Genomic DNA, 25,071 nt, shown 5'->3' on the forward strand with positions numbered 1-25,071 from the left:
CGCTCAGGTTTTCATAGCGGCCTCCTTCCCGCTTGCCCGTAGAATAAAAAAGCCCATGCCCCTGATCGCACTCATCCTCCTGCCCTTCATCGGCAGCCTGATGGCCGCGGTGCTGCCTGCCAACGCACGCAACACCGAATCCACGCTGGCTGGTCTGATCGCCCTGGTCTGTCTGGTACAGGCCGCTTTGTTCTTTCCCGAAATAGCCCACGGCGGCGTGCTGCGCCAGGAGATTCCGTGGCTGCCTGCGCTGGGACTGAACATCGTGGTGCGCATGGACGGCTTTGCCTGGATGTTCTGCATGCTGGTGCTGGGCATCGGCGCGCTGGTCGTGCTGTATGCACGCTACTACATGTCGCCCGCCGATCCGGTGCCGCGCTTCTTCTCGTTCTTCCTGGCCTTCATGGGCGCCATGACCGGCGTCGTGCTGTCGGGCAATGTGATCCAGCTGGTGTTCTTCTGGGAACTGACCAGCCTGTTCTCCTTCCTGCTGATCGGCTACTGGCACCACCGCCAGGATGCGCGCCGCGGTGCACGCATGGCACTCACCGTCACGGGCACCGGCGGCCTGTGCATGCTGGCGGGGATGATCCTGCTGGGGCACATCGTCGGCAGCTACGACCTGGACAACATCCTGGCGGCGGCCCAGCAGGTGCGCGACCATGCGCTCTATGTGCCGACGCTGCTGCTGATCCTGCTGGGCGCCTTCACCAAGAGCGCGCAGTTCCCGTTCCACTTCTGGCTGCCCCATGCCATGGCGGCCCCCACCCCGGTGTCGGCCTATCTGCACTCGGCCACCATGGTGAAAGCCGGCGTGTTTTTGCTGGCGCGGCTGTGGCCGGTGCTCAGCGGCACGGACGAATGGTTCTGGATTGTTGGCGGCGCGGGTGCTGCCACCTTGCTGCTGGGCGGCTATCTGGCCATGTTCCAGCACGACCTCAAGGGACTGCTGGCCTACTCCACCATTTCGCACCTGGGCCTGATCACCCTGCTGCTGGGCATGAACAGCCCGCTGGCCGCCGTGGCCGCCGTCTTCCACATCATGAACCACGCCACCTTCAAGGCCTCGCTGTTCATGGCGGCCGGCATTGTGGACCATGAAAGCGGCACGCGCGACATCCGTCGCCTGTCCGGCCTGCGCAAGATGATGCCCATCACCGCCACGCTGGCCTGCGTGGCCAGTGCGGCCATGGCCGGGGTGCCGCTGCTCAACGGTTTTCTGTCCAAGGAAATGTTCTTTGCAGAAACCGTGTTCGTCGACGCCGCCCACTGGGTGCGCATCGTGCTGCCCGTGGTCGCCACCTTGGCCGGCATCTTCAGCGTGGCCTATTCGCTGCGCTTCACCGTCGATGTCTTCTTCGGCCCCAAGGCCACCGACCTGCCCCACAAGCCCCACGAGCCACCGCACTGGATGCGCGTGCCGGTGGAGCTGCTGGTCCTGGCCTGTCTGGTGGTGGGCGTGCTGCCCGCCTGGTCGGTAGGTCCGTTCCTGAATGCAGCCGCGACTCCCGTGGTGGGCGGCACCCTGCCCGAATTCAGCCTGGCCGTGTGGCATGGCGTGAATACGCCGCTCATCATGAGCTTCGTGGCGCTGGTGGGCGGCATTGCGCTGTACACGGCACTGCGCCTGCTGCGCAACAACGGCAGCATCGACGACGCCGTTCCCGTGCTGCAGCACATCAACGGCAAGCGCATCTTCGACAATGTGCTAGCCCGCATCAGCCTGCTGGCCAAGCATCTGCGCCGCGCACTGACCACCCACCGCCTGCAGTGGCAGATGCTGTGGCTGGTCTCCATCGCCTTGCTGAGCGGCTTCATGCCGCTGTGGATCCGCGGCCTGGACCTGGGCAATCGCCCGCCCCTGCCGCTGTCGCCCGCCTTCCTGGTGTTGTGGGTGATCGGCTGCCTGTGCGCACTGGGCGCGGCCTGGAAGGCCAAGTACCACCGGATGGCATCGCTGATCATGCTCGGCGGTGCCGGCCTGTGTGTGGTGCTGACCTTCCTGTGGTTCTCCGCCCCCGATCTGGCACTGACCCAGCTGGTGGTGGAGGTGGTGACCACCATCCTGATCCTGCTGGGCCTGCGCTGGCTGCCCAAGCGCGACAAGAACCTGCGTATCCCCGCCCTGTCCACCGAATTGCTGGCCCGCAGCCGGCGCCTGCGCGATCTGCTGCTGGCCCTGGCCGCTGGCGGCGGCATGGCCTGGCTGGCGTTTGCCATGATGAGTCGCCCGTTCTCGCAGAGCACCTCCACCTTCTTCCTGGAGCGCGCCGTGCCGGAAGGCGGCGGCAGCAATGTGGTGAACGTGATGCTGGTGGACTTCCGCGGCTTCGACACCTTTGGCGAAATCGTGGTGCTGGGCGTGGTGGCACTGACCGTGTATGCGCTGCTGCGGCGCTTCCGACCGGCGCGCGAAACCATGGACCTGCCCGAGCAACAGCGCTTCCTGCCGGGGGACCTGCAGACCGATCTGCTGAACCCGCGCAATGCCAGCGATACCGCCGTGGGCTATCTGATGGTGCCCGCTGTGCTGGTGCGCCTGCTGCTGCCTTTCGCCACGCTGGTGGCGGTGTACATCTTTGTGCGCGGCCACAACGAGCCCGGCGGCGGCTTTGTGGCCGGCCTGGTGTTCTCCGTGGCCCTGCTGCTGCAGTACATCATCTCCGGCACCCAGTGGGTGGAAGCGCACATGCCGCTGTTCCCGCGCCGCTGGATTGCCGTGGGCCTGCTGTGTGCCCTGGGCACCGGCCTGGGTGCGGTGTATGCCGGCTACCCCTTCCTGACCAGCCACACCTTCCACTTCACCCTCCCTCTGGTGGGCGAGATGCACCTGGCCAGCGCCACCTTCTTTGACGTCGGCGTCTTTGCCCTGGTCGTAGGCTCCGTATTGCTCATCCTCACGGCCATTGCCCACCAATCGGTGCGCGGCCACCGTTACCACGCACGCTTGATGGAAGAAAAAGAACAGGCAGAAACCGAGGCCACGATCGCCGCTTTGCAGGAAGGGGTCCGCTGATGGAAATCGTGCTTGCCATCACCATTGGCGTACTCACCGGATCTGGCGTGTGGCTGCTGCTGCGCCCCCGGACCTTCCAGGTCATCATCGGCCTGTCCCTGCTGTCGTATGCCGTCAACCTGTTCATCTTCAGCATGAGCCGCGAGGGCCTGGCCATCGACAAGGAGCCGGTGATGCAGGCCGGTCTGGCCGAGACCCTGGCCAACTACGCCGACCCCATGCCCCAGGCCCTGGTGCTGACCGCCATCGTGATCGGCTTTGCCATGACGGCGCTGTTCCTGGTGGTGCTGCTGGCCTCGCGCGGCATGTCCGGCACCGACCATGTGGATGGCAGCCATTCGCGTGACGAGCAGGAGATGCCGTGATGCTGGACTGGCTGACTACTTCTTTGATGCCGCACCTGATTCTGGCGCCCATCCTGCTGCCCATGTTCACGGCCGCCGTGATGCTGCTGCTGCGGGAAGAGCACCTGCGCCTCAAGGTGGTGTTGAACATTGCGTCCACTGCCATCGGCCTGTGCATTGCGGTGGCGCTGCTGCAGTGGAGCGACGACCAAGCCGGGCCCAGCGCCATGGGCGTGTACCTGGCTGCCAACTGGAAAGCGCCGTTCGGCATCGTGCTCGCACTGGACCGGCTGTCGGCCATGATGCTGGTGCTGACCTACTGCGTGGCCCTGGCCGCCGGCATGTTCTCGATTGCCCGCTGGCACAAGGCAGGGGTGCACTTCCACCCGCTGTTCCAGTTCCAGCTGATGGGCCTGTCGGGCGCCTTTCTGACGGCCGACCTGTTCAATCTGTTCGTGTTCTTCGAGATCATGCTGGCCGCCTCCTATGGACTGCTGCTGCATGGGTCCGGGCGCCTGCGCGTGCAGTCCGGTCTGCATTACATCGCCATCAACCTGGCCGCGTCCTCGCTGTTTCTGGTCGGCGTGTCCATGCTGTACGGCATCACCGGCACGCTCAATATGGCGGATCTGGCACAGGCCATTCCCCATGTCAGCCCCGCCGACCGGGGCCTGCTGCACACGGCCGCCGCCATCCTGGCCATCGCCTTCCTGATCAAGGCGGCCATCTGGCCGCTGAACTTCTGGCTGGTGCCGGCCTACAGCGCGGCCAGCGCTCCCGTGGGCGCCCTGTTCGCGCTGATGACCAAGGTGGGCGTCTACACCATCCTGCGGCTGTGGACCCTGCTGTTCTCCAGCGAAGCCGGCGATTCGGCCCTGTTCGGCGGCCAGTGGCTCACCGTAATGGGCATGGTGACCATGGCCTATGGCGCCTTCGGCATGCTGGGCGCACAGCGCCTGACCTACCTGGCGGGCTATGCAGCCATCCTGTCCTCCGGCACGCTGCTGGCGGCCACCGGCTTTGGTCAGAACATGCTGACCGCCGGCCTGCTGTACTACCTGCCCAGCTCCACGCTGGCCGTGGCCATTCTGTTCATGCTGGCCGACATCATGGACCGCTGGCGCAACGATGGCTCCAGCGCCAATGACTTCGACGACGAGGACGCCCCCTTCCTCAACCCCGAGCTGGTGCCCACCAAGTCGCTGAACCTGGACGAACACGAAGAAGTCCTGATCGGCCGCGTGATCCCTGCCGCCGCCGCGTTCCTGGGCATTGTCTTCATCATGTGCACCCTGGTGGTCACCGGACTGCCCCCGCTGTCGGGCTTCATCGGCAAATTCGCCATGCTCACCAACCTGGTCAATCCGGTGGGGCTGGGCCAATCCGCCGGTTACCAGGCCGGCAATCTGGGCTGGGTGCTGGTCGCCCTGCTGATCACCACCGGTTTGTTTGCGCTGATTGCACTGACACGCGCCGGCATCCGCCATTTCTGGGCCACGCACGACCGTGCCAAGCCCGAGCTGCGCGTGCTGGAAGGTGCGCCCATTGCCGGCCTGATGGCGCTGTGCGTGGCCCTGACCATGCATGCCCATGCCGTGATGGAATTCACGCAGAACGCCGCCAACGCGCTGCATACCCCCTCGACCTACATCCTGGCCGTGATGCAGCAGGATCCGGTGCCCAATCCGCCCAAAGAGCCCAAGCCCGACACCGCGGCACCGGCCCAGACAGAAGCTCCTGCAACAGTCCCCGAACCGCCGGCTGCACCCTTGCCAACCACGGAGAAAGCAGCACCATGAAGCACATCCTGCCCGCCCCGCTGCTGTCCGTCTTTCTGTTTGGCGCGTGGCTGCTGCTGAACCATTCCCTGAGCGCAGGCCATATGGTGCTGGGCGCCATTCTGGGCCTGCTGATCCCCATCGTGCTGCGCGGCCTGCGACCGCTGCCGGTGCGTATCCGCCATCCCTGGACGGCCATCACCTTGGCCGCCACCGTGGTCAAGGACACCACCGCCTCCAACCTGGCCGTGCTGCGCTTTCTGTTGTTTCCGCGCCTGCGCAGGCATGCATCGGGCTTTGTCTACATCCCGCTGGATGTGCGCGACCCCAACGCACTGGCGGTGCTGGCCATGATCGTCTGCATCACCCCCGGCACGGCCTGGGCCGAGCTGTCGCGCGACCGTTCCATGTTGCTGCTGCATGTGCTGGAGGTCGATGACGCCGATGCCATCGTGGCCCACATCAAGCGCAGCTATGAGCGCCCTCTGATGGAGATTTTCGAATGAGCCTGTGGTTCACCTACACCCTGACCCTGGCCCTGTTCCTGCTGACGGCCGCCATGGCCTGCTGCCTGGTGCGCCTGCTCAAGGGCCCCACGGCCCAGGACCGCGTCCTGGCCCTGGACTGCATGTACATCAACGGCATGCTGCTGATGCTGGTGCTGGGCATCACCTACAGCTCCAGCATGTACTTCGAGGCGGCCCTGCTGATTGCCCTGTTCGGCTGCGTCAGCTCCACCGCCATGGCCAAGTTCCTGCTGCGCGGCGAGGTGATCGAATGAACGAGATCATTCTGCCGCTGTGGGCCGAGGTGGCCATTGCCGTGCTGGTGCTGGCCGGGTCCTTGATTGCCCTGCTCGGCTCGCTGGGCCTGATGCGCCTGAAATCCTATTTCGAGCGCGTGCATGCTCCCTCCATCATCGCCACCCTGGGCTGCTGGCTCATCATGTGGGCCCTGGTGATCTTCTTTTCGGTATCCGGTCATGGCTTTGCCGCGCACCCGCTGCTGATTGCCGTGTTCATTGCCGTCACCGTTCCCATCACCACCATTTTCCTGATGCGTGCCGCACTGTTCCGGGCGCGCCGCGCAGGACGCAATGTGCCTCCCAGTGTCAGCGGCATCGTGCTCAACGAGCCACTGACCGAAGAAGAAGCCGCCCAGGACAGCAAGGGCTGAGCCCGGCAGCCGCGCAGACGCATACACTGCGGCCATGCAACACGCTTTGGCAATTTGTGCGGGTGCCTGCCTGGGCGCCCTGGCCCGCTGGAAGCTGGGCCTGTGGCTCAGCAGCCCGGGATCTCTGCCCTGGGGCACTTTGGCGGCCAACGCCATTGGCGGCTATCTGATCGGTCTGTGCGTGGCTTTTTTCCAGGGCCACCCCGGGCTGGATCCCGTCTGGCGCCTCGCGCTGGTCACCGGTTTTCTTGGTGCCCTCACTACATTCTCCAGCTTCTCCGCCGAGGTGGTGGAGCTGCTGCAGCAAGGCCGCTGGGGCATGGCCACTGCCTGGGCGGCTTCGCACCTGCTGGCGTCGCTGCTGCTGACCATGGCAGGCATCGCCACCCTCTCCGGCCTGCGCCCTGCCTGAACTGCGGCACGGCACCGCACGCCATTGTGCTTTGTGCGCTTGCGGACGGCAGATGTCCATGCCGTCCAGTCAAAGAAATCCGCGCAGAAGCCTGCGCAGGGTCCTGGCTTCTGCGAAGATGGATTCCTCGATACACGGAGTTTTCTGGAGCCCTATGGACGCAACGCTTTCCCTGCACGACCGCTCGCTCGCCGAATCGCTGGTGGATCTGGAAGCATCCACCCAGGCCGCAGAGCAAATTGACCTGACCCAGCCTGACTCCTATCGCTTGGCATTTGCCGATCCGGAATTCATGGCCCGCCGTGAGACCCGGGGCATCCGCTTTCAGCTGGAAATGCTCAAGCCCGATATCGGCCAGGCCGAGTTCGGGATTGACCACACCGTTGTGGTGTATGGCAGCGCCCGCTTCGTGGCCCCCGATGTCGCGGCCCAGCGCCTGCTGGAGGCCAAATCCAGCGGCGATGCCCAGCGCATCAAGACGGCCGAACAAGGCGTGCGCAATGCCCGCCGCTATGACCAGGCCCGCGAATTTGCGCGTCTGGTGGCGGAGCACAGCCTGCGCCAGCCCAAGGACCAGCGCATCTACATCTGCACCGGGGGTGGCCCGGGCATCATGGAAGCGGCCAACCGCGGCGCCTACGAAGCGGGTGCGCCCAATGTGGGCCTGAACATCCTGCTGCCGCACGAACAGTCGGGCAACCGCTACATCACGCCGGGCCTGAGCTTCAAGTTCCATTACTTTGCGCTGCGCAAGATGCACTTCATGATGCGCGCCAAGGCCCTGCTGGCCTTCCCCGGCGGCTTTGGGACCATGGACGAGCTGTTCGAAGTGCTGACGCTGGTGCAGACTACCAAGGTCAAGCCTGTGCCCATCATCCTGTTCGACTCGGCCTTCTGGAAGAAGCTCTACAACTTCGACATGCTGGTGGAAGAAGGCATGATCTCCGCCAAGGATCTGGAGCTGTTCCACTACGTGGACGATCCTGCCAGTGCCTGGAGCATCATCAAGAAGTTCTACAACCTGCAGGACTGAGCTCGCCATCCCCGGCAAAAGCCCGTGCGCTGCAAAGCGCCACGGGCTTTTTTCATGCCCCCAATGCGATGTGCAGGAGGCAGACCACTCAGCGCGGTGGCGGCATCGGCGTGGGGTGGCCGGGCAAATCATCCCGCCCGATCAACCACGGCAGGCGTGCGCAGCTGCCCACCAGCGCCCCCACGGCCCAGAACAGGGCCGACACCCCGACCACCGCGCCCAGCGAACCGAAGATCAGGGGCATGAGCACGCTGGAGCCGTTGATGGCCATCATGCGCAGGCCCAATGCTTCGCCATGGCGGTGCGGCGGGGTGATCTGGTGGATCATGCTCATCACCATGGGCTGCACCGACCCCAGCACCAGCCCCAGCAAAATGGAGCATGCCCCCATGCTCCAGGCGCCGGGCATCAGCGGGTACAGCAGAAACAGCACCGATGCCAGCACCATGGCCGTGAACACCACCTGCCATTCGCTGATGCGTTCGGGCAGCAGCGGCACCAGCAGGCGGATGGCCGCGGCGGCCATGGCAAACGATCCCAGAATGGTCCCGATCACCGAGGCCGACAGCCCGCGCTCATGTCCCAGGATGGGCACCACAAAGGTGTGCACATCCCAGCAGGACGACAGCGCCCAGTTCATCAGCAGCAGACGGCGAAAGCCCTGGTTCTGGAACAGGTCCCAGGCCGTGGCCGGCCTGGCTGCAGCGGCAGGCGCCTGCACCGGCGGCAGCTCCTGCACGCTGCGCGACAGAAACCAGGCACTCAGCGGCAGCAGCGCCAGCAGCAGGAACGCGGCGCGAAACCCGGTGGTGCTGGCGGCCTCACCACCCGCATAGTCAATCAGCAGACCGGCACAGAACGGGCCGAGAAAATTGGAGATGGCCGGGCCAATGGCCAGCCAGCTGAACACCTTGCGCAACTGGGCCTTGTCGTGCGCACTGCGCCCCACATGGCGCTGCAGGGCAATGATGGCAGTGCCGGAAGCGCCTCCGGTGAGCAGTGCCGCCAGACACAGCACCGGATAGACCGGAAACGCTGCAGCGGCGCCGGCCCCCAGCACGGCAATGGCCACGCTCAGCGCCAACGGACGGCGCAGGCCGTGGCGGTCGGCGTAGCGGCCGGCTGGCAACGACAGAAACACCTGGGTCAGGGCAAACAGCGCCAGCAGAAAACCGACCGATGCCGCCGAAAAACCTTCACGCAAGGCCAGCAAAGGGGTGGCCATGCGCATGCCCGTCATGCAGGCATGGATGGAGATTTGCGCCAGGATCAGGCGCAGCAAGGCCGCGCTCACGCGGCGTCGTCCTCGGGGATCTGCACAGTCTTCCCTGACGCTGCGGCAGCACTGGCGGAAGGCAGTGTGGATGCGGACGCCATGGCGGCTGCGGGTGCAAACAGGTCCGTGGCATCGACGGGATCGGCCGCTCCGGGACTGGGCAGTTCCTGCACGCCACGCAGGCGGCGCTGGATGGCCCGGGTGCGCACGTCCACCTGTTCGAAGCGGCGCGCCGCAGCGTCAATGGATTTGCGCGTGGCCTCCACCACCTCGCCAAACTTGGCGAATTCGGTCTTGACCTGGCCCAGCACGGCCCAGACTTCGGAAGAGCGCTGCTCGATGGCCAGCGTCTTGAACCCCATCTGCAGGCTGTTGAGCATGGCCGCCAGATTGGCGGGCCCAGTCACCACCACCCTGCAGTCATTTTGCAGGCTCTCCACCAGGCCCGGCCGCCGCAGCACTTCGGCAAACAGGCTTTCGGTGGGCAGGTACATCACGGCAAAGTCCGTGGTGTGGGGCGGCGCCAGGTATTTGGCGGCAATCTTCCTGGCCTCGGCGCGGATGGAGGTTTCAAACGCATTGCCGGCAGCCATGATCGCCCCGCGCTCGGCGGCATCCAGCGCATCCTGCAGACGCTGGTAATGCTCCACCGGGTATTTGGCGTCGATGGGTAGCCACACCGGCACATCGTCCATCCCGCCCTGCCCCGGCAGGCGGATGGCGAACTCCACCAGCTCGTCACTGCCCGGCACGGTCTTGACGTTCCTGGCGTACTGCGCCGGTGTGAGCACGTTGTCGATAATGGCGCCCAGCTGCACCTCACCCCAGGTGCCCCGCGTTTTCACATTGGTCATCACGCGCTTCAGATCGCCCACGCTGCCGGCCAGCGACTGCATCTCGCCCAGGCCTTTGTGGACCTGCTCCAGCCGGTCGCTGACCAGCTTGAACGATTCGCCCAGGCGCTGCTCCAGTGTTTCGTGCAGCTTTTCGTCCACCGTGCGGCGCATGGCCTCCAGCTTGTCGGCATTGTCGGTCTGGATGGCGGACAGCCGCTCATTGAGCGTGGTCCGCAGCTGTTCGGCATTGTGCAGCGTGCCTTGTTGCAGCCGGTGCAGCTGCTGGGCCATGGCTTCCTGCAGTTGCTGGAAATGCTGCTGCAGTTCCTGGCGGCTGGCACGCGCCTCGGCCAGGCTTTGCGCCATGCGACCGTCCACCAGCTTGCGCAGGCTGTCGCTGGCGGCTTGCTGGTGCTGGCTCAGCTGGTGGCTCAAACCCAGCAACTGCTGGGCCATGTGCTCCATGGCGCCGTCGTTCCTGGCCAGTGCCAGCTGCGTCTGCTGCGCCGCCTGCTGCAACGCCAGCAGCTGTGGGGCCAGTGCCGCATCGCCGCCGGCGCGCGGGCGCAATGCCAGCCACAGCTGCAACAACAACACGGCCAGGAGCACCCCCAGTACCAGCCAGACCATCCACGCGTGCACCACTGCCTGCTCCTTGCTCTAAAAAATTGCCAACTTTCCGCAGAAGATTGTCGTCAATTTCGGCATGGCACAGCGCCAAAAGCAGCTCCAAAGCGGGGCTCGAAGCCCACTTTTTCAAGAGGCCTGCTGCGGCACACCGCCAGGAACGCATGGCCGTCACACCAGGACGCTGCACATGAGACCCCGCCGTGCGCCTGCCATCCTGCTCCGGCACAGCCGGAGCGAGAAAAGCATTCAGCCGGGCAACCGCTCAAAGCGGTGGGATGTCATGCCCAACGCAGCGCACGCGCCGCGGCGTCCGGCTGGTTCACCGGCGTACGCGGTGCCTGGCCGCCCAGCACAGCCACCAGGTTGTCCGCCGCCAGCTGCGCCATGGCACGGCGGGTGGTCATGGTGGCACTGGCGATGTGCGGGGTCAGCACCACATTCGGTACCGTCAGCAGATCGGGGTGCACGGCAGGCTCGCCTTCAAACACATCCAGGCCCGCGGCCGCAATGGTCTTGGCACGCAGCGCCTGGGCCAGGGCCGCGTCGTCCACGATACCGCCACGCGCAATATTGATCAGCGTGGCCGTGGACTTCATCTGGGCCAGCTCGGCCGCACCGATGGTGTGGCGGTTCTCGGGGGTGAAAGGCAGCACCAGCACCACATGGTCGGCGGTCTTCAGCAGCTCTTCCTTGCTGACGTAGCTGGCCTTGCATTCGGCTTCCAGCTCCGGCGTCAGGCGCGAACGGTTGTGGTACACCACCTTCATGCCAAAGCCGTGTGCACCACGCTTGGCAATGCCCTGGCCGATGCGGCCCATGCCGATGATGCCCAGCGTGCTGCCGTGCACCTCGCTGCCGGCAAACAGGTCGTAGCGCCATTCCTTCCACAGACCGGCACGCAGGTAATGCTCGCTCTCGGTCACGCGGCGGGCCGTGGCCATCAGCAATGCAAAGCCGAAGTCGGCCGTGGTTTCGGTCAGCACATCGGGGGCATTGGTGCCCTGCACACCGGCAGCGGTCATGGCCGGCACGTCAAAGTTGTTATAGCCCACGGCCATGTTGGACACCACCTTGAGCTGCGGGCAAGCGGCCAGCAGGGCGGCATTGATGGTCTGCGAGCCCGTGGTCAGCACGCCATCCTTGCCCTGCAACTGCTGGGCCAGCTCTTCGGGGCTCCAGACCACATCGTCCTGGTTGGTGTGCACATCAAAGTGCTGGCGCAAGAAATCCACCACTTCGGGCGAGATGGCACGGGCGATCAGAATGCTTTGTCGGGGCATGGCGAGGGGAGTCTCCAGGTCGGTTCTCTGTTGAAAAATCACATCCGCAGCACACAGTCACTGTGGCTGCGGCGCATCGGGTTCCGTGGCCGCTGTGCCCTGGCCCAGGACTTTGCGGCTGCTATTGATCCAGGTCCACAAGGCGCGCTCCGCGGTGGACTGCGCGGGCTGCGTGGGCGGCCAGCGGCGCTGGCAGGTGTCCATGCAACTGTCCATCTGCCACAGCACTTCGCGGTGGATCAGGCCCAGCTCGGCCACGCTCTCGGGCATCTGCGCAAAGATGGCGCGCCAGTCGTCCTGCGAACGCGGGTGGGCACCGGATTCGGTCAGGGACAATTCGATGGCGCGCATGCGGGCATCCACCCACATCAGCGCCCGGCTGCCGGACTGCGCCTGCCACTGCTCGGGCAGCACACGCTTGCAGGAGGCCCAGTACTGCAACACCGTGGCCACGGCTAGGCAATCCCGCAGCACCACCTCCACGGCCAGCGGCGCGGCGGCGGCGGCATCGCGCTGCAGCAGCGCCAGCACCGGCGCCACCTGCTCGGCCGGATAGCGCCGGGAATTCAGGCGCAATGCCAGTGACAGGCGCTCGCCCGCCATGGCCTTGTATTTGCCAAAGAAAGCCGATACCACTTCGGCCACCACCAGGATGCGCCCCATGGGCGAGATCGCCTCGCCCATCAGGTGGCGCGGGTAGCCGCTGCCATCCATGCATTCATGGTGTTCCAGCACCGCGTCTTCCACGCTGAAGGGGTAGGCGCCCATGCTCTGCACGACCATGGAGCCGGTGATGGAGTGCGCGGCCAGCTGGACACGCTCGCGCTCGGAAAGCCGGTACCCGGCGTCGGCCCAGGCGGTGGACATATAGAGCATGCCCACATCGTGCAGCAGGGCCGCAGCCGCCAGCCTGGCGCACTGCGCCTCGTCCCAGCCCGCACGGATGGCCAGGAACACGGACACCATGGCCATCAGCACGCTGTGCTCGAACAGCAGGGGCAGCTGGACCTGCACCACCGTCATCTTGAAGCGCGCGGCGTGCGGCCAGGGCATCAGCCGCAACGCGCGGCCCAGTATGGCCCCTTCGGCCCCCAGGTCAGCCGCCAGCAGACGGCCCAGCGGGTGCTCGGACAGCAGGCGCGTCACCTCCACATGCAGCAGGCCGATGTCGACCGGCTCGCTCACTTCCAGCTGCGCATCCAGCGGTGCCGGCAAGCGGTGTCCGGCCAGCAGCGCCAGCAGATCCCCTCCCAGCACCGTGCCCTTTTCCAGCAAGGGCGCTCCGCTGTCCGACACCACGGTCTGCGTCACCACCACCTGCCGCTGGCCTGCCATCTGGGCAATGGCGCCCAGATAGTGGACGTTGTTGTGCAGCGCCGCAATGGCGGTGGCCAAGGTGGCGTCGTCACGTGCGCTGCTCATGAAAAGCTCTCCGGCTGGATCATAGAAACGATGGTAGTGGAAAAGAGGCCATGGCCGGATCAGGTCCGCGCCCCATCCACCGCCCCGCGCACCGCCATCAGCGGTACCAGATGAAGGTCATCACCACAAACAACGGCACCAGAATGCCGAACGACCAGGCCATGTAGCCGAAGAAGCTGGGCATGCGCACACCCCGGTCTTCGGCGATGGCCTTGACCATCATGTTGGGCGCATTGCCGATGTAGGTGTTGGCCCCCATGAACACGGCACCGGCCGAGATGGCCGACAGCGTGGCCGCCATGCTGGTCATCAGCACCTGCGCGTCGCCGCCAGCGGTATTGAAGAACACCAGGTAGGTGGGCGCATTGTCCAGAAAGGACGACAGCGCGCCCGTGGCCCAGAAGTACATGGCCGGGTTGGGCGTGCCGTCCGGGTTGGTGACGGCGCGCACAATGGCGCCGAACGGGCCGTCCACCCCAGCCTTGAGCATGGCGATCACCGGGATGATGGTCAGAAAGATGCCGGCAAACAGCTTGGCCACTTCCTGCATCGGCCCCCAGCCGAACTGGTTGCGCTCGTGCACCACGGCCGGCGTCATCCACAGCGACAGCAGCGCCACCCCGATCAGGCCCACATCGCGCACCAGACCGGGCAAGCCCACCTCGGTGCCCATCACATCGAACACCACCGCCGACTTCCACAGCCCGCTCATCAGCACCAGAAACACGACAACACCCAGCAGCACGAAGTTGAACTTGCCATCAAAACCCAGCTGGGTGGGCGTGGCGTTGTCCGGCGTGGGGTCGACTGCCTTGCGCTCGCCATTGCGGCCGGCATACCAGCTGTCCAGCAGATAGAAGATCACCAGCAACACACCGACCAGAAACAGCGTTTCGGGGAAGATCTGGCGCAGCGTCCAGCTGAAATCCACGCCCTTCAGAAAGCCCAGGAACAGCGGGGGATCGCCCAGCGGGGTGAGCGAGCCGCCCGCATTGGAGACGATGAAGATGAAGAACACCACCACATGGGCCACATGCTTGCGGTTGTCGTTGGCGCGGATCAGCGGGCGGATCAGCAGCATGGACGCCCCCGTCGTCCCCATGAAGCTGGCCAGCACCGCACCGATAGCCAGGATGCCGGTGTTCAGCATCGGCGTGCCACGCAGATTGCCGCGGATGTAGATGCCGCCCGCCACCGTGTACAGCGCCGTCAGCAGGATCACGAACGGCACATACTCCGCCACCAGCGCATGCACCAGGTGCACGCTGGCCGTGCCGGCCCCGAATGCCAGCGCAAACGGCAGCAAAAAGGCCAGCGCCCAGGCGGCGGTGATCTTGCCGAAATGGTGGTGCCACACCGTGGGTGCCAACAACGGCATCAGCGCAATCGACAGCAGCACGCAGGCAAAAGGCACACCCCAGAGCACGGACAGCGCAGCGCCGTCGATTTCCGCCGCCATGGCGGCGCCGGGCAACAGGCCCGCCAGTCCCAGCAGGCCCAGGCCCGCGCTGCGCAGATGCTTCATAGGGGTACTCCTTCTTCTGTCTCTTTGTAGTTGTGGACCGCAGGCGTGCCCTCTGTGCGCGAGGCCGTCCTGCGTGCCCGATCATGCAGTGGGAGCGATGTCAAATACCTGACGCAGGTAAGCCAGGTACTTCTGGTCGTCGCACATGCTTTTTCCCGGCGTGTCCGACAGCTTGGCCACCGGCTGTTCGTTGCAGCGCGTCATCTTGATGACGATCTGCAGCGGCTCATAGCCCAGGTCGTTGGTCAGATTGGTGCCGATGCCAAAGGCCAGCAGACAGCGGCCATGGAAACGCCGGTACAGCTCGATGGTGCGCGGTATGGTCAGCGCATCACTGAAGATCAGAGTCTTGGTCAGCGGATCGACCCGGTTGTCGCGGTAATGCGCCAGCAGACGCTCCCCCCAGGCAAACGGATCGCCGCTGTCATGGCGCGCGCCATCGAACAGCTTGCAGAAATACAGATCGAAGTCGCGCAGAAAGGCGTTCATGCCGTACACATCTGACAGCGCAATGCCCAGATCCCCACGGTACTCCCGCGCCCAGGATTCAAAGCCGTAGATCTGGCTGTCGCGCAGGCGCGGGCCCAGCGCCTGGCAGGCCTGCAGGTATTCATGCGCCATGGTGCCCAGCGGCAAGATGCCCAGCTCCTTGGCAAACAGCACATTGCTGGTGCCGGCAAACTGCCCCGGTCCATGGCCCGGTGCGGGACGCTGTTCGCCCGCGCCCAGATCGCGGCACAGCGTGCGCAGCACCTCTTCGTGCCAGCTGCGCGCAAAGCGCCGGCGCGTGCCGTAATCCGCAATCTTCAGGTGTTCCAGCCCTTCGCCGCGCATCTGGGCAATCTTGGCCTGCAGCCGTGCGCGGCCTTCGTCCCAGTCCGGACGGGGCTGGGTATTGCGGAAATACACCTCGTTGACGATGGCCAGCACCGGGATCTCAAACAGGATGGTGTGCAGCCAGGGGCCCTGGATGGTGATGTCGATCTCGCCCGTGGGCAGCGGCGTGACCTGGATGTACTTTTCATTGAGGCGGAACAGCCCCAGAAAATCCACAAAATCACTCTTGATGAAGCGCAGCGAACGCAGGTAGTCCAGCTCATCGGTCGTGAAGCTGAGGCTGCACAGCTGGCGGATCTCGTCCCGAATCTCCTGCACCAGGGGGGCCAGTTGCACGCCCGGGTTGCGGCACTTGAACTTGTATTCCACGGCAGCACCGGGGAACTGGTGCAACACCACCTGCATCATGGTGAACTTGTACAGGTCGGTGTCGAGCAGACTGTGGATGATCATGGAAAGTGCGCCCGCATGGCGGCGCGATCGGAACAGAGGGCACAGTGTAGGCCAAGCGGGCACGGGCCCGGGCAAAACCGCGCGGCGCACGCATGGGCATCCAAATCACCGCTGATGCAACCGCGGTGATCCTGGGCAGCTATCAAATTCATTGCAGCTGCGGGCCGGGCACCGCCCCGGCATGTCTAGGACATGCACCAGACATGCACCAGATCTGACCTGGCGCGTCAGACTGCGGCCGCTGCAGCGGCAGGCTGCAAGGCCTGCAGCACTCGCCGCAGCGCCTCGGGCAGCGGCTTGGGACGGCGCGTGGCGGCGTCCACATACACATGCACAAAGTGGCCGGCCGCAGCCGATTCCTCGCTGCCCGCAGCAAAAATACCCACCTCATAGCGCACGCTGCTGCCGCCCAGCCGGGCCACGCGGATGCCGGCCTCCACCTTCTGCGGATAGGCCAGGGAGGCAAAGTAGTTGCACTGCGTCTCCACCACCAGGCCGATGGTGTCACCACCATGGAAGTCCAGCACGCCCTGTTCAATCAGGTGGGCGTTCACGGCCGTGTCGAACCAGCTGTAGTAGACGACGTTGTTCACATGGCCGTAGACATCGTTGTCCGACCAGCGCGTGGTGATGGGCAGAAACACCGGGTAGCTGGAGCGCGGCTGGGCACTGGGCCGTGCGGTAGCCGCAGCGGCCGCAGAAGAAGCGGCAGAAGGTTGAGAAGAGGAAACAGGCTTGTCGGTCATGGCGGACATTGTGTGGGCCCACTCGTAAGCCGCCTATCGGGCAAAACGTGGTTTTGTGGTGGCGCAACACCGTGGGCACCGGCCGCCCATCCGGCTTTCTGTGTATAGAAAACCGCATTTGGGTAAATATTTGATGCAGCGCAGCAAAAACACTTGCGCGAAATCCGACACTGCATAAAATTCAGTCATGCTGCAGCGCAACATAAATTCTTGAAGCCCGCAGTTGTGACGCAACTGGCCAGCGTATGGCCACCCAACCTGGAGAACCACAATGTCCCTGACCGCTGACCAAATCCTGAGCGCACAAAAAGCCAACCTGGAAACCCTGTTTGGCCTGACTTCCAAAGCCTTCGAAGGCGTGGAAAAGCTGGTGGAACTGAATGTGACGGCCACCCGCGCCGCCCTGACCGAGGCCGCCAGCCACACCCAGTCCCTGCTGAGCGTGAAAGACGCGCAAGAGCTGCTGCAACTGCAAGCCAACCTGTTCCAGCCCCTGGCCGAAAAGACCGCAGCCTACAACCGCCACCTGTACAACATCGCTTCGGCCACCAGCGGCGAGTTCTCCAAGACCTTTGAAGAAAAGGCTGCCGAGCTGCAAAAGAGCTTCTCCAGCCTGGTGGACAGCACCGCCAAGAACGCTCCCGCCGGTTCCGAAACCGCCGTGGCCGTGATGAAGAGTGCCGTGTCGGCTGCCACCAATGCCTTCGAAAGCATGCAAAAGGCCGTGAAGCAGGCTTCCGACATGACCGAAGCCAACATCAATGCCGTGGCCTCCACCGCCACCCAAGCCGCTACGGCCACCAGCCGCAAGCGCTAAGCCCTGGACCCGCCGCGCGATGGCCTTTGACAATAATCTAGGGATTACCCTATAATCACGCCATCGCCTGGAGCATCCTCTGCTTCACGGCACCAGTTGTCTCCTTGGATCCTCTCGAAACCCCCGTTTCTTGGATCCTTTCAAACCCGGTCTTTGACCGGGTTTTTTTTTGCCTCGGCACAGGCTTTCCGGTCGCACTGCTTGATCGCCCACAACAACTGCGGGCTTGTGTTTAAGAAAGATTCGCGTTCAGACTATCATGCGCCCTCAATTTCCTTCTTTTGTTTTGCACTGAAAGTCCATCCATGCAGCACGCTTTGAAAGTCCTTGTTTCCGCTTGTGCCCTGGTCGTTGCCGGCCATGCGCTGGCCCAGGAGCAGGTGGTGAACCTGTACTCGGCCCGCCACTACAACACCGACGAAGAGCTGTACACCGGCTTCACCAAGGCCACGGGCATCAAGGTCAACCGCGTGGATTCCGACGATGCAGGCATCATTGCGCGCCTGAAGGCCGAAGGCGCTGCCTCCCCCGCCGACGTGATCCTGATGGTCGACGCCGCGCGCCTGTACCGTGGCGAGAAGGACGGCCTGTTCCAGCCCATCCACTCGGCAGCGCTGAACAACGCCATCCCCGCCAACCTGCGCAGCAAGCCCGACGCCGATGGCGGCATCAGCTGGTTCGGTTTCTCCACCCGTGCCCGGGTGGTGGTCTACAACAAGGCCAAGGTGCAACCCGCCGACGTGGCCACCTACGAAGCCCTGTCCGACCCCAAGAACAAGGGCAAGATCTGCATCCGCTCCGGCTCCCACCCCTACAACCTGAGCATGTTCGGCGCCGTGACCGAGCACATGGGTGAGGCCAAGGCCGAAGCCTGGCTCAAGGGCATCAAGGACAACCTGGCCCGCGCCCCCAAGGGTGGTGACACCGACCAGATCAAGGCCGTGGCCGCCGGTGAATGCGATATCGCCGTGACCAACAGCTACTACCTGGCACGCCTGATGCGCTCGGCCAACCCGGCCGACGTGCAAGTGACCGAAAAGGTCGGTGTGGTGTTCCCCAACCAGGACAGCTACGGTACCCACATGAACATTGCCGGCGGTGCAGTGGCCAAGCACGCCAAGCACAAGGACAACGCCGTCAAGTTCCTGGAATACCTGGCCAGCCCGGCCGCCCAGAACTACTTTGCCAACGGCAACAACGAATGGCCCACCGCCAAGGGCGTGACCGTGGACAACCCCGCACTCAAGACCATGACCCAGGGCAAGCCCTTCAAGAGCGAGACCATCCCGATCTCGGCCGTGGGCGCCAACATGGTCAAGGTGCAGCAGATGCTGGACCGCGTCGGCTTCCAGTAAACCGCTCCACCCTGTGCAATCAACCCGGCCCTGGCCGGGTTTTTTGTTGCACCCGCGGGACAGGGCTTCGCCCCATCACCCCGCATAATTGACGTATACGTCATATACCAACAGGAGACACCATGGACATTCAAGGCAAGGTTTTCATCGTCACCGGCGGCGCTTCAGGCCTGGGTGAAGGCACGGCCCGCATGCTGGCTGCCAAGGGCGGCACCGTTGTCATCGCCGACATGCAACAAGAAAAAGGCGAAGCTGTGGCTGCCGACATTGGCGGCGCCTTTGTGCGCTGCGATGTCAGCAACGAAACCGACGGCCAGGCCGTGGTGGCCAAGGCCGTGTCGCTGGGCAAGCTGATGGGCCTGGTCAACTGCGCGGGCATTGCCCCGGCCGAAAAGACCGTGGGCAAGAACGGCCCCCACAGCCTGGCGCTGTACCAAAAGGTCATCACCGTGAACCTGATCGGCAGCTTCAACATGATCCGCCTGGCCGCCGATGCCATGAGCAAGAACGAGCCGGAAAGCACCGGCGAGCGCGGCGTGCTGATCTCCACTGCCAGCGTGGCGGCCTACGACGGCCAGATCGGCCAGGCGGCCTATGCCGCGTCCAAGGGCGGCGTGGTCGGCATGACACTGCCCATTGCCCGTGATCTCGCACGCAACGGCATCCGCAACATGACGATTGCCCCCGGCATCTTTGGCACGCCCATGCTGTTCGGCATGCCCCAGGAAGTGCAGGACGCGCTGGCTGCCGGCGTGCCCTTCCCCAGCCGCCTGGGCACGCCCCAGGACTACGCCAAGCTGGCCTGCCACATCCTGGAAAACGACATGCTCAACGGCGAAGTGATCCGCCTGGACGGCGCGATCCGCCTGGCACCGCGCTGATGCTGGCCGGCCGCCCCTGTGGGCGGCGAGCGGAGGCGCTCGGCCTGACGCTGCGGGAGCACCACCGCCCGTTCATAGTTGCACACCTTGCAGCCCTGGGCCGCCTGCCGACCTGAGAGGTACAAAAAAGCCAACCGACCGGTTGGCTTTTTTGCAGCGTACGTTCCCGGAATCAGGGCTTCATGCTGGGCTGTGCCTCCTCGGGCGTGGCGGCATGGTTGCGGCTCTGGAGCGCCGGGGCAAAACTCTTTTCCGGGTTCTGCAGCGTCTGGTTGATCTCGATGCCCTTGCGGTAGTAGTCCTCCTCGATCACCGGATCGGGGCTGTGCACCGCAATCCAGAACGTGGTCAGGCCGGCAATCACCACGATGATCGGGCCGGCCAGTACCAGCCACACATGGCCAAACTTCCACCACGGCGCGGCGGATTTTTCAGGGCTGACTGCTTGTTGCGTTGTCGTCGTCATAGAACATCTTTCTGGCGCCATGGAACGCCTGGGTCAAACTTCTCTGCGGTGCCCGGGCCCTTGGCCGCGGGCACCTGCACGGTTCAGCGGGGCACGATGAACACCGATTTCTCGCTCACCTTGCCCTGGCCGCTCACGGCATCGATATCGAAATACACCGGATGCGAGCCCGCTGGCGCCGAGCCATACGGAATCTGCACCCGCACCGCCACGCCACGCGTTTCGGCGGGCAGCACCACGACCTCGGTTTCCGATGCTACCGCGATACCTTCCAGGCCATGGACGCGTACCCGGTAGGTCTGCTCGGTCTCGGTCGCGTTCATCACCTGCAGACGGAACACGTTCTCCAGCTTGCCGCCGGCGGCAATGCGCGCCAGCGAGGCGCGATCGCGGATCACGTCCACCTTCAGGGGCTCGCGCAGCGACAGGCTGACCACCATGGCCACGGCCAGCGCCAGCAGGATGCTGGAGTAGATCAGCACACGTGGGCGCAGCACGCGGCGCAGGATCTGCGCATGCTTCCAGCCCTGGGCCACGCCATTTTGCGTGGTCAGGCGGATCAGACCGCGCGGGTAGTGCATGTTGTCCATGATGCTGTTGCACGCATCGATGCACAAGCCGCAGCCTATGCATTCATACTGCAGGCCGTCACGGATGTCGATACCCACCGGGCACACCTGCACGCAGAGCTTGCAGTCGATGCAGTCGCCCAGGCCCTGGGCCTTGTAGTCCACATTCTTCTTGCGCGGGCCACGGTTCTCGCCGCGCACCGGGTCGTAGCTGACGATCAGCGTGTCTTTGTCGAACATGGCGCTCTGGAAACGCGCATAGGGGCACATGTACTTGCACACCTGCTCGCGCATATAACCGGCGTTGCCATAGGTGGCAAAGCCATAGAACAGCACCCAGAAGATCTGCCAGCCGCCTTGCAGCGCCAGCAGTTCCACGCCCAGCTCGCGGATGGGTACGAAGTAGCCCACAAAGGTGAAGCCCGTCCACACGGACAGGACGATCCACAGCAGCTGCTTGGTGGATTTCTTCCAGATCTTCTCGAACGTCCAGCCCCCCTGGTCCAGGCGGATGCGCGCGCTGCGCTCGCCTTCGACCTTCTGCTCGATCCACATGAAGATTTCGGTGTACACGGTTTGCGGGCAGCTGAAGCCGCACCACAGTCGCCCTGCAACGGCCGTGAACAGGAACAGCGCCAGGGCGCAGATGATCAACAGACCCGCCAGGTAGATGAAATCCTGCGGGTACAGCACCAGGCCGAACAGATAGAAGCGCCGTGCCCCCAGATCGAACAACACCATCTGGCGCTGTCCCCACTCCAGCCATGGCAAGCCGTAGAAAATGATCTGCGTGAGAAGCACCAGAGCCCAGCGCCAGCGCATGAAGAGGCCGCTGATGGAGCGTGGATAGACACGTTTGTGCGCTTCATAGAAGCTGCGTGGCTGCTCGGCAGCCTGGATGGGGATGACCTTCTTGGGGGCCTTATCCTCTTTGATCGAAGTCATGGGGCAACTCTCATTCTCAACTCGCCAATGAAAAAAGGCGGCACTCGCGTGCCGCCTCGTTCATCGAGGATCAGTTTGCCGATCCCTGTTTGTGCGAGAAATTCCACACATAGGCTGTCAACACATTGATCTGGGCCGGTGTCAGCTTGCCTTCCTGGGCAGGCATCTGGTTCATCTTGCCGTTGGTGACCATGTCCACAATGGCCTGTTCACCCCAGCCGTGCAACCAGACATCGTCGGTCAGGTTGGGCGCACCCAGCATGGTGTTGCCCTTGCCGTCCATGCCGTGGCAGGCTGCGCAGGTGGTGAACTTGGACTTGCCCAGCGAAGCCTTCACGGAATCGTGGGGGCTGCCCGACAGGCTCAGCACATAGTGGGCCAGGTTGCGCACGTCTTCCGGCGAACCCACAGCCTCGGCCTGGGGCGGCATCATGCCAATACGGCCCTTGGCAATGGTTTCGTGGATGCGGTCGGGGGTACCGCCGTGCAGCCAGTCGCCATCGGTGAGGTTGGGGAAGGACTTGCCGCCGCGTGCGTCAGAGCCGTGGCACTGTGCGCAGTTGTTCATGAACAGGCGCTCGCCGATGGCCATGGCCTGGCTGTCCTTGGCGATGTCTTCGGTCGACATGGCCGTGAAGCGTGCATACAGCGGCTCCAGGTCGGCCTTGGCCTTCTCGACTTCCTTGTCGTAGGCGCCGGTCTGGCTCCATTGCAGCTTGCCGGTGTACGAACCCAGGCCAGGGTACATCGCCAGATACATCAGGCTGAAGACCACGGTGATGATGAACAGCCACATCCACCAACGGGGCATGGGGTTGTTCAGCTCACGCAGGTCTTCGTCCCAAACGTGGCCGGTGGTGTTGTCTTCGTCCGACACCACCTTCTTACGGGCCGTGACAAACAGCAGGATCAGGCAGGCCAGGATGCCCACCATGGTGATGCCTGAGACGTAGACCGACCAGAAATTGTTTACGAAATCGCTCATGGGATGTTCTCGTTCTGGTGGAGAAATCAGTCTTGATCAAATGGCAGCATGGCCGCCTCTTCGAATCGGGTCTGGTTGCGGCGGGCATAAGCCCACCACCAGATGCCCACGAAACACGCCAGCGACGCCAGCGTGGCCACGATGCGCATGGTGGTGATATCCATGACCCTCTCCCCTTACTTCAGTGCGGTGCCCAGACCTTGCAGGTAGGCGATCACGGCCTCCATCTCGGTCTTGCCCTTGACTTGTTCCTCGGCACCAGCGATTTCCTCGTCGGTGTAAGGCACGCCCACCTTGCGCAGTGCACTCATGCGCTGTGCCACCACGGCATGGTCCACCGCGCTCGTGGCCAGCCACGAGTACGCAGGCATGTTGGACTCGGGCACCACGTCACGCGGGTTGTTCAGGTGGATGCGATGCCATTCATCGCTGTACTTGCCGCCCACGCGGTGCAGGTCGGGACCGGTACGCTTGGAGCCCCACTGGAAGGGGTGGTCGTACACGAACTCGCCTGCCACCGAGTAGTGGCCGTAGCGCATGGTTTCAGCGCGGAAGGGGCGGATCATCTGCGAGTGGCAGTTGTAGCAACCTTCGCGCAGATAGACGTCGCGGCCCATCAGCTGCAGCGGCGCATAAGGCTTGACGCCTTGCACGGCTTCCGTCGTGGACTTCTGGAAGAACAGCGGCACGATTTCCACCAGGCCACCCACCGCCACCACCAGCAGGATCAGAACGATCATGAGGAAGTTGCTGGTTTCCACCTTCTCGTGGGAAAAGCCCTTGTTATTAGATGCAGACATATTGGCTCCTCAAGATCAGGCGTGTGCGGGGTTCACGGCCACCACGGGCACCTTGACGGCACGGCCCGAGATCGCAGTCATCCAGACGTTCCATGCCATCACCAGCATGCCGGCCAGGTACAGCAGACCACCCACCACACGGATCACGTAGAAGGGATAGGTCGCCTTCACGCTTTCCACGAAGGTGTAGGTCAGGGTGCCGTCGGGATTGACAGCGCGCCACATCAGACCTTGCATCACACCGGCAATCCACATCGCAGCGATGTACAGCACGATGCCGATGGTGGCCATCCAGAAGTGCAGCTCGATGGCAGGCACGGAGTGCATCTTCTCGCGGCCGAACAGGCGCGGCACCAGGTAGTACAGCGAGCCCATGGTGATCAGACCCACCCAGCCCAGGGCACCGGAGTGCACGTGGCCCACGGTCCAGTCGGTGTAATGCGACAGGGCATTCACGGTCTTGATGGCCATCATCGGGCCTTCGAAGGTGGACATGCCGTAGAACGACAGGGACACGATCAGGAAGCGCAGGATGGGGTCGTCACGCAGCTTGTGCCAGGCGCCCGACAGGGTCATCACACCGTTGATCATGCCGCCCCAGCTGGGAGCCAGCAGGATCAGCGAGAACAGCATGCCCACGGACTGGGTCCAGTCCGGCAGCGCGGTGTAGTGCAGATGGTGAGGACCCGCCCACATGTAGGTGAAGATCAGGGCCCAGAAGTGCACGATCGACAGGCGATACGAGTACACGGGACGACCTGCCTGCTTGGGCACGAAGTAGTACATCATGCCCAGGAAACCTGCGGTCAGGAAGAAGCCCACGGCATTGTGGCCGTACCACCATTGCACCATGGCGTCTTGCACACCGGCGTAAGCCGAGTAGCTCTTGAGCAGGCCGGCCGGGATGGCGGCGCTGTTCACGATGTGCAGCAGGGCCACGGCGATGATGAAGGCGCCGAAGAACCAGTTGGCCACATAGATGTGCTTGACCTTGCGGATGCCGATGGTGCCAAAGAACACCACGGCGTAGGCCACCCACACTACTGCGATCAGGATGTCGATGGGCCACTCCAGCTCGGCATATTCCTTGCCGGAGGTGTAGCCCAGCGGCAGCGTGATGGCGGCCAGCAGAATCACCAGTTGCCAACCCCAGAAGGTGAAGGCTGCCAGTTTGGGCAAGAAAAGCTTCGTGTGGCAGGTTCGCTGCACCACGTAGTAGCTGGTCGCGAACAGCGCACAGCCACCAAACGCAAAAATCACTGCATTGGTATGCAGTGGTCGCAAACGGCCGAAACTCAGCCAGGGAATACCGAAGTTGAGTTCGGGCCAGGCCAGCTGGGACGCGACAAGCACGCCCACTGCCATACCAACCACCCCCCATACCACGGCCATGATTGAAAACTGCCGAACAACTGTATCGTCGTAATGGACAGCATTAGTTTTTAGAGAATCCATCGGGTACCTCTTAATTAGCACTGGAAGTGTTCAC

24 protein-coding genes are annotated in these 25,071 nt (G+C 63.9%); 11 read left to right on the plus strand and 13 right to left on the minus strand.

Annotation, left to right across the window (positions count from 1 at the left end):
* Nucleotides 1–55 precede the first annotated feature (55 nt).
* The 8 genes from QM470_RS07345 (at nt 56) to QM470_RS07380 (ending at nt 7,759) form a co-directional block, all read left to right on the plus strand.
* A complete protein-coding gene (locus tag QM470_RS07345) occupies nt 56–3,016 on the plus strand; it encodes a monovalent cation/H+ antiporter subunit A (RefSeq protein WP_218333896.1) in 2,961 nt (986 codons plus the stop codon).
* Entirely contained in the window at nt 3,016–3,381 is a 366-nt protein-coding gene (locus QM470_RS07350; RefSeq protein WP_066535409.1) for a Na+/H+ antiporter subunit C, read from the plus strand. Before QM470_RS07345 ends, QM470_RS07350 begins: the two co-directional genes overlap by 1 nt.
* Nucleotides 3,381–5,159 (plus strand): monovalent cation/H+ antiporter subunit D, encoded by a 1,779-nt coding sequence (locus QM470_RS07355; RefSeq protein ID WP_283338746.1) that lies wholly within the window; start codon nt 3,381–3,383, stop codon nt 5,157–5,159. Before QM470_RS07350 ends, QM470_RS07355 begins: the two co-directional genes overlap by 1 nt.
* Nucleotides 5,156–5,644: a Na+/H+ antiporter subunit E gene (locus tag QM470_RS07360; RefSeq protein WP_280010625.1), complete on the plus strand. Its 489-nt coding sequence runs from the start codon at nt 5,156–5,158 to the stop codon at nt 5,642–5,644. Before QM470_RS07355 ends, QM470_RS07360 begins: the two co-directional genes overlap by 4 nt.
* Nucleotides 5,641–5,919, plus strand: coding sequence for a K+/H+ antiporter subunit F (locus tag QM470_RS07365; protein WP_066535418.1), 279 nt, complete (start codon nt 5,641–5,643; stop codon nt 5,917–5,919). Before QM470_RS07360 ends, QM470_RS07365 begins: the two co-directional genes overlap by 4 nt.
* Nucleotides 5,916–6,314 carry a monovalent cation/H(+) antiporter subunit G gene (gene mnhG / locus QM470_RS07370; protein ID WP_283338747.1) on the plus strand — a complete coding sequence of 133 codons (399 nt, stop codon included), beginning with the start codon at nt 5,916–5,918 and terminating at the stop codon, nt 6,312–6,314. Before QM470_RS07365 ends, mnhG begins: the two co-directional genes overlap by 4 nt.
* Before the next feature lie 34 nt (nt 6,315–6,348).
* Nucleotides 6,349–6,726, plus strand: coding sequence for a fluoride efflux transporter CrcB (crcB, locus tag QM470_RS07375; RefSeq protein ID WP_272970208.1), 378 nt, complete (start codon nt 6,349–6,351; stop codon nt 6,724–6,726).
* A gap of 154 nt (nt 6,727–6,880) precedes the next feature.
* Entirely contained in the window at nt 6,881–7,759 is an 879-nt protein-coding gene (locus tag QM470_RS07380) for an LOG family protein (protein ID WP_283338748.1), read from the plus strand.
* Nucleotides 7,760–7,847: 88 nt separating this feature from the next.
* On the opposite strand, the gene QM470_RS07385 is transcribed toward QM470_RS07380, so the two are convergent.
* The 7 genes from QM470_RS07385 to QM470_RS07415 form a co-directional block, all read right to left on the minus strand.
* On the minus strand, nt 7,848–9,053 hold the full coding sequence (locus tag QM470_RS07385) for an MFS transporter (protein ID WP_283338749.1): 1,206 nt from the start codon (nt 9,051–9,053) through the stop codon (nt 7,848–7,850).
* The gene (locus QM470_RS07390; RefSeq protein ID WP_283338875.1) at nt 9,050–10,501 is read right to left on the minus strand and encodes a DNA recombination protein RmuC; all 1,452 of its coding nucleotides are present in this window, start codon (nt 10,499–10,501) and stop codon (nt 9,050–9,052) included. Before QM470_RS07390 ends, QM470_RS07385 begins: the two co-directional genes overlap by 4 nt.
* A gap of 278 nt (nt 10,502–10,779) precedes the next feature.
* Nucleotides 10,780–11,781, minus strand: coding sequence for a 2-hydroxyacid dehydrogenase (locus tag QM470_RS07395; protein ID WP_279999242.1), 1,002 nt, complete (start codon nt 11,779–11,781; stop codon nt 10,780–10,782).
* 57 nt (nt 11,782–11,838) lie between these two features.
* Complete coding sequence (locus tag QM470_RS07400; protein ID WP_283338750.1) at nt 11,839–13,203, minus strand: HD-GYP domain-containing protein; 1,365 nt, start codon at nt 13,201–13,203, stop codon at nt 11,839–11,841.
* Between the two features lie 97 nt (nt 13,204–13,300).
* The gene (locus tag QM470_RS07405) at nt 13,301–14,728 is read right to left on the minus strand and encodes a sodium:proton antiporter (RefSeq protein WP_283338751.1); all 1,428 of its coding nucleotides are present in this window, start codon (nt 14,726–14,728) and stop codon (nt 13,301–13,303) included.
* A gap of 81 nt (nt 14,729–14,809) precedes the next feature.
* A complete protein-coding gene (pncB, locus tag QM470_RS07410) occupies nt 14,810–16,018 on the minus strand; it encodes a nicotinate phosphoribosyltransferase (RefSeq protein WP_280010621.1) in 1,209 nt (402 codons plus the stop codon).
* A gap of 227 nt (nt 16,019–16,245) precedes the next feature.
* A complete protein-coding gene (locus QM470_RS07415; protein WP_283338752.1) occupies nt 16,246–16,764 on the minus strand; it encodes an acyl-CoA thioesterase in 519 nt (172 codons plus the stop codon).
* A 271-nt stretch (nt 16,765–17,035) separates the two neighbouring features.
* On the opposite strand from QM470_RS07415, the gene QM470_RS07420 reads away from it, so the two are divergent.
* From QM470_RS07420 to QM470_RS07430, 3 genes are all read left to right on the plus strand, one after another.
* Nucleotides 17,036–17,581: a phasin family protein gene (locus QM470_RS07420; protein ID WP_280010619.1), complete on the plus strand. Its 546-nt coding sequence runs from the start codon at nt 17,036–17,038 to the stop codon at nt 17,579–17,581.
* A gap of 305 nt (nt 17,582–17,886) precedes the next feature.
* Entirely contained in the window at nt 17,887–18,936 is a 1,050-nt protein-coding gene (locus QM470_RS07425) for an extracellular solute-binding protein (protein WP_283338753.1), read from the plus strand.
* 122 nt (nt 18,937–19,058) lie between these two features.
* Nucleotides 19,059–19,817, plus strand: coding sequence for a 3-hydroxyacyl-CoA dehydrogenase (locus QM470_RS07430; RefSeq protein WP_283338754.1), 759 nt, complete (start codon nt 19,059–19,061; stop codon nt 19,815–19,817).
* 172 nt (nt 19,818–19,989) lie between these two features.
* Here the strand turns inward: QM470_RS07430 and QM470_RS07435 are convergent, their stop codons facing one another.
* The 6 genes from QM470_RS07435 to ccoN form a co-directional block, all read right to left on the minus strand.
* Complete coding sequence (locus tag QM470_RS07435) at nt 19,990–20,283, minus strand: FixH family protein (RefSeq protein WP_283338755.1); 294 nt, start codon at nt 20,281–20,283, stop codon at nt 19,990–19,992.
* Between the two features lie 83 nt (nt 20,284–20,366).
* A complete protein-coding gene (gene ccoG / locus QM470_RS07440; protein ID WP_283338756.1) occupies nt 20,367–21,797 on the minus strand; it encodes a cytochrome c oxidase accessory protein CcoG in 1,431 nt (476 codons plus the stop codon).
* A gap of 70 nt (nt 21,798–21,867) precedes the next feature.
* Complete coding sequence (ccoP, locus tag QM470_RS07445; protein ID WP_066535461.1) at nt 21,868–22,782, minus strand: cytochrome-c oxidase, cbb3-type subunit III; 915 nt, start codon at nt 22,780–22,782, stop codon at nt 21,868–21,870.
* 26 nt (nt 22,783–22,808) lie between these two features.
* Entirely contained in the window at nt 22,809–22,946 is a 138-nt protein-coding gene (locus tag QM470_RS07450) for a cbb3-type cytochrome oxidase subunit 3 (protein WP_066535464.1), read from the minus strand.
* Nucleotides 22,947–22,958: 12 nt separating this feature from the next.
* On the minus strand, nt 22,959–23,582 hold the full coding sequence (ccoO, locus tag QM470_RS07455) for a cytochrome-c oxidase, cbb3-type subunit II (RefSeq protein WP_283338757.1): 624 nt from the start codon (nt 23,580–23,582) through the stop codon (nt 22,959–22,961).
* 15 nt (nt 23,583–23,597) lie between these two features.
* Complete coding sequence (gene ccoN, locus QM470_RS07460; protein ID WP_066535472.1) at nt 23,598–25,037, minus strand: cytochrome-c oxidase, cbb3-type subunit I; 1,440 nt, start codon at nt 25,035–25,037, stop codon at nt 23,598–23,600.
* Between the last annotated feature and the right edge of the window lie 34 nt (nt 25,038–25,071).

Source organism: Comamonas sp. 17RB, from assembly GCF_030056555.1.
Lineage (GTDB): Bacteria > Pseudomonadota > Gammaproteobacteria > Burkholderiales > Burkholderiaceae_C > Comamonas > Comamonas terrigena.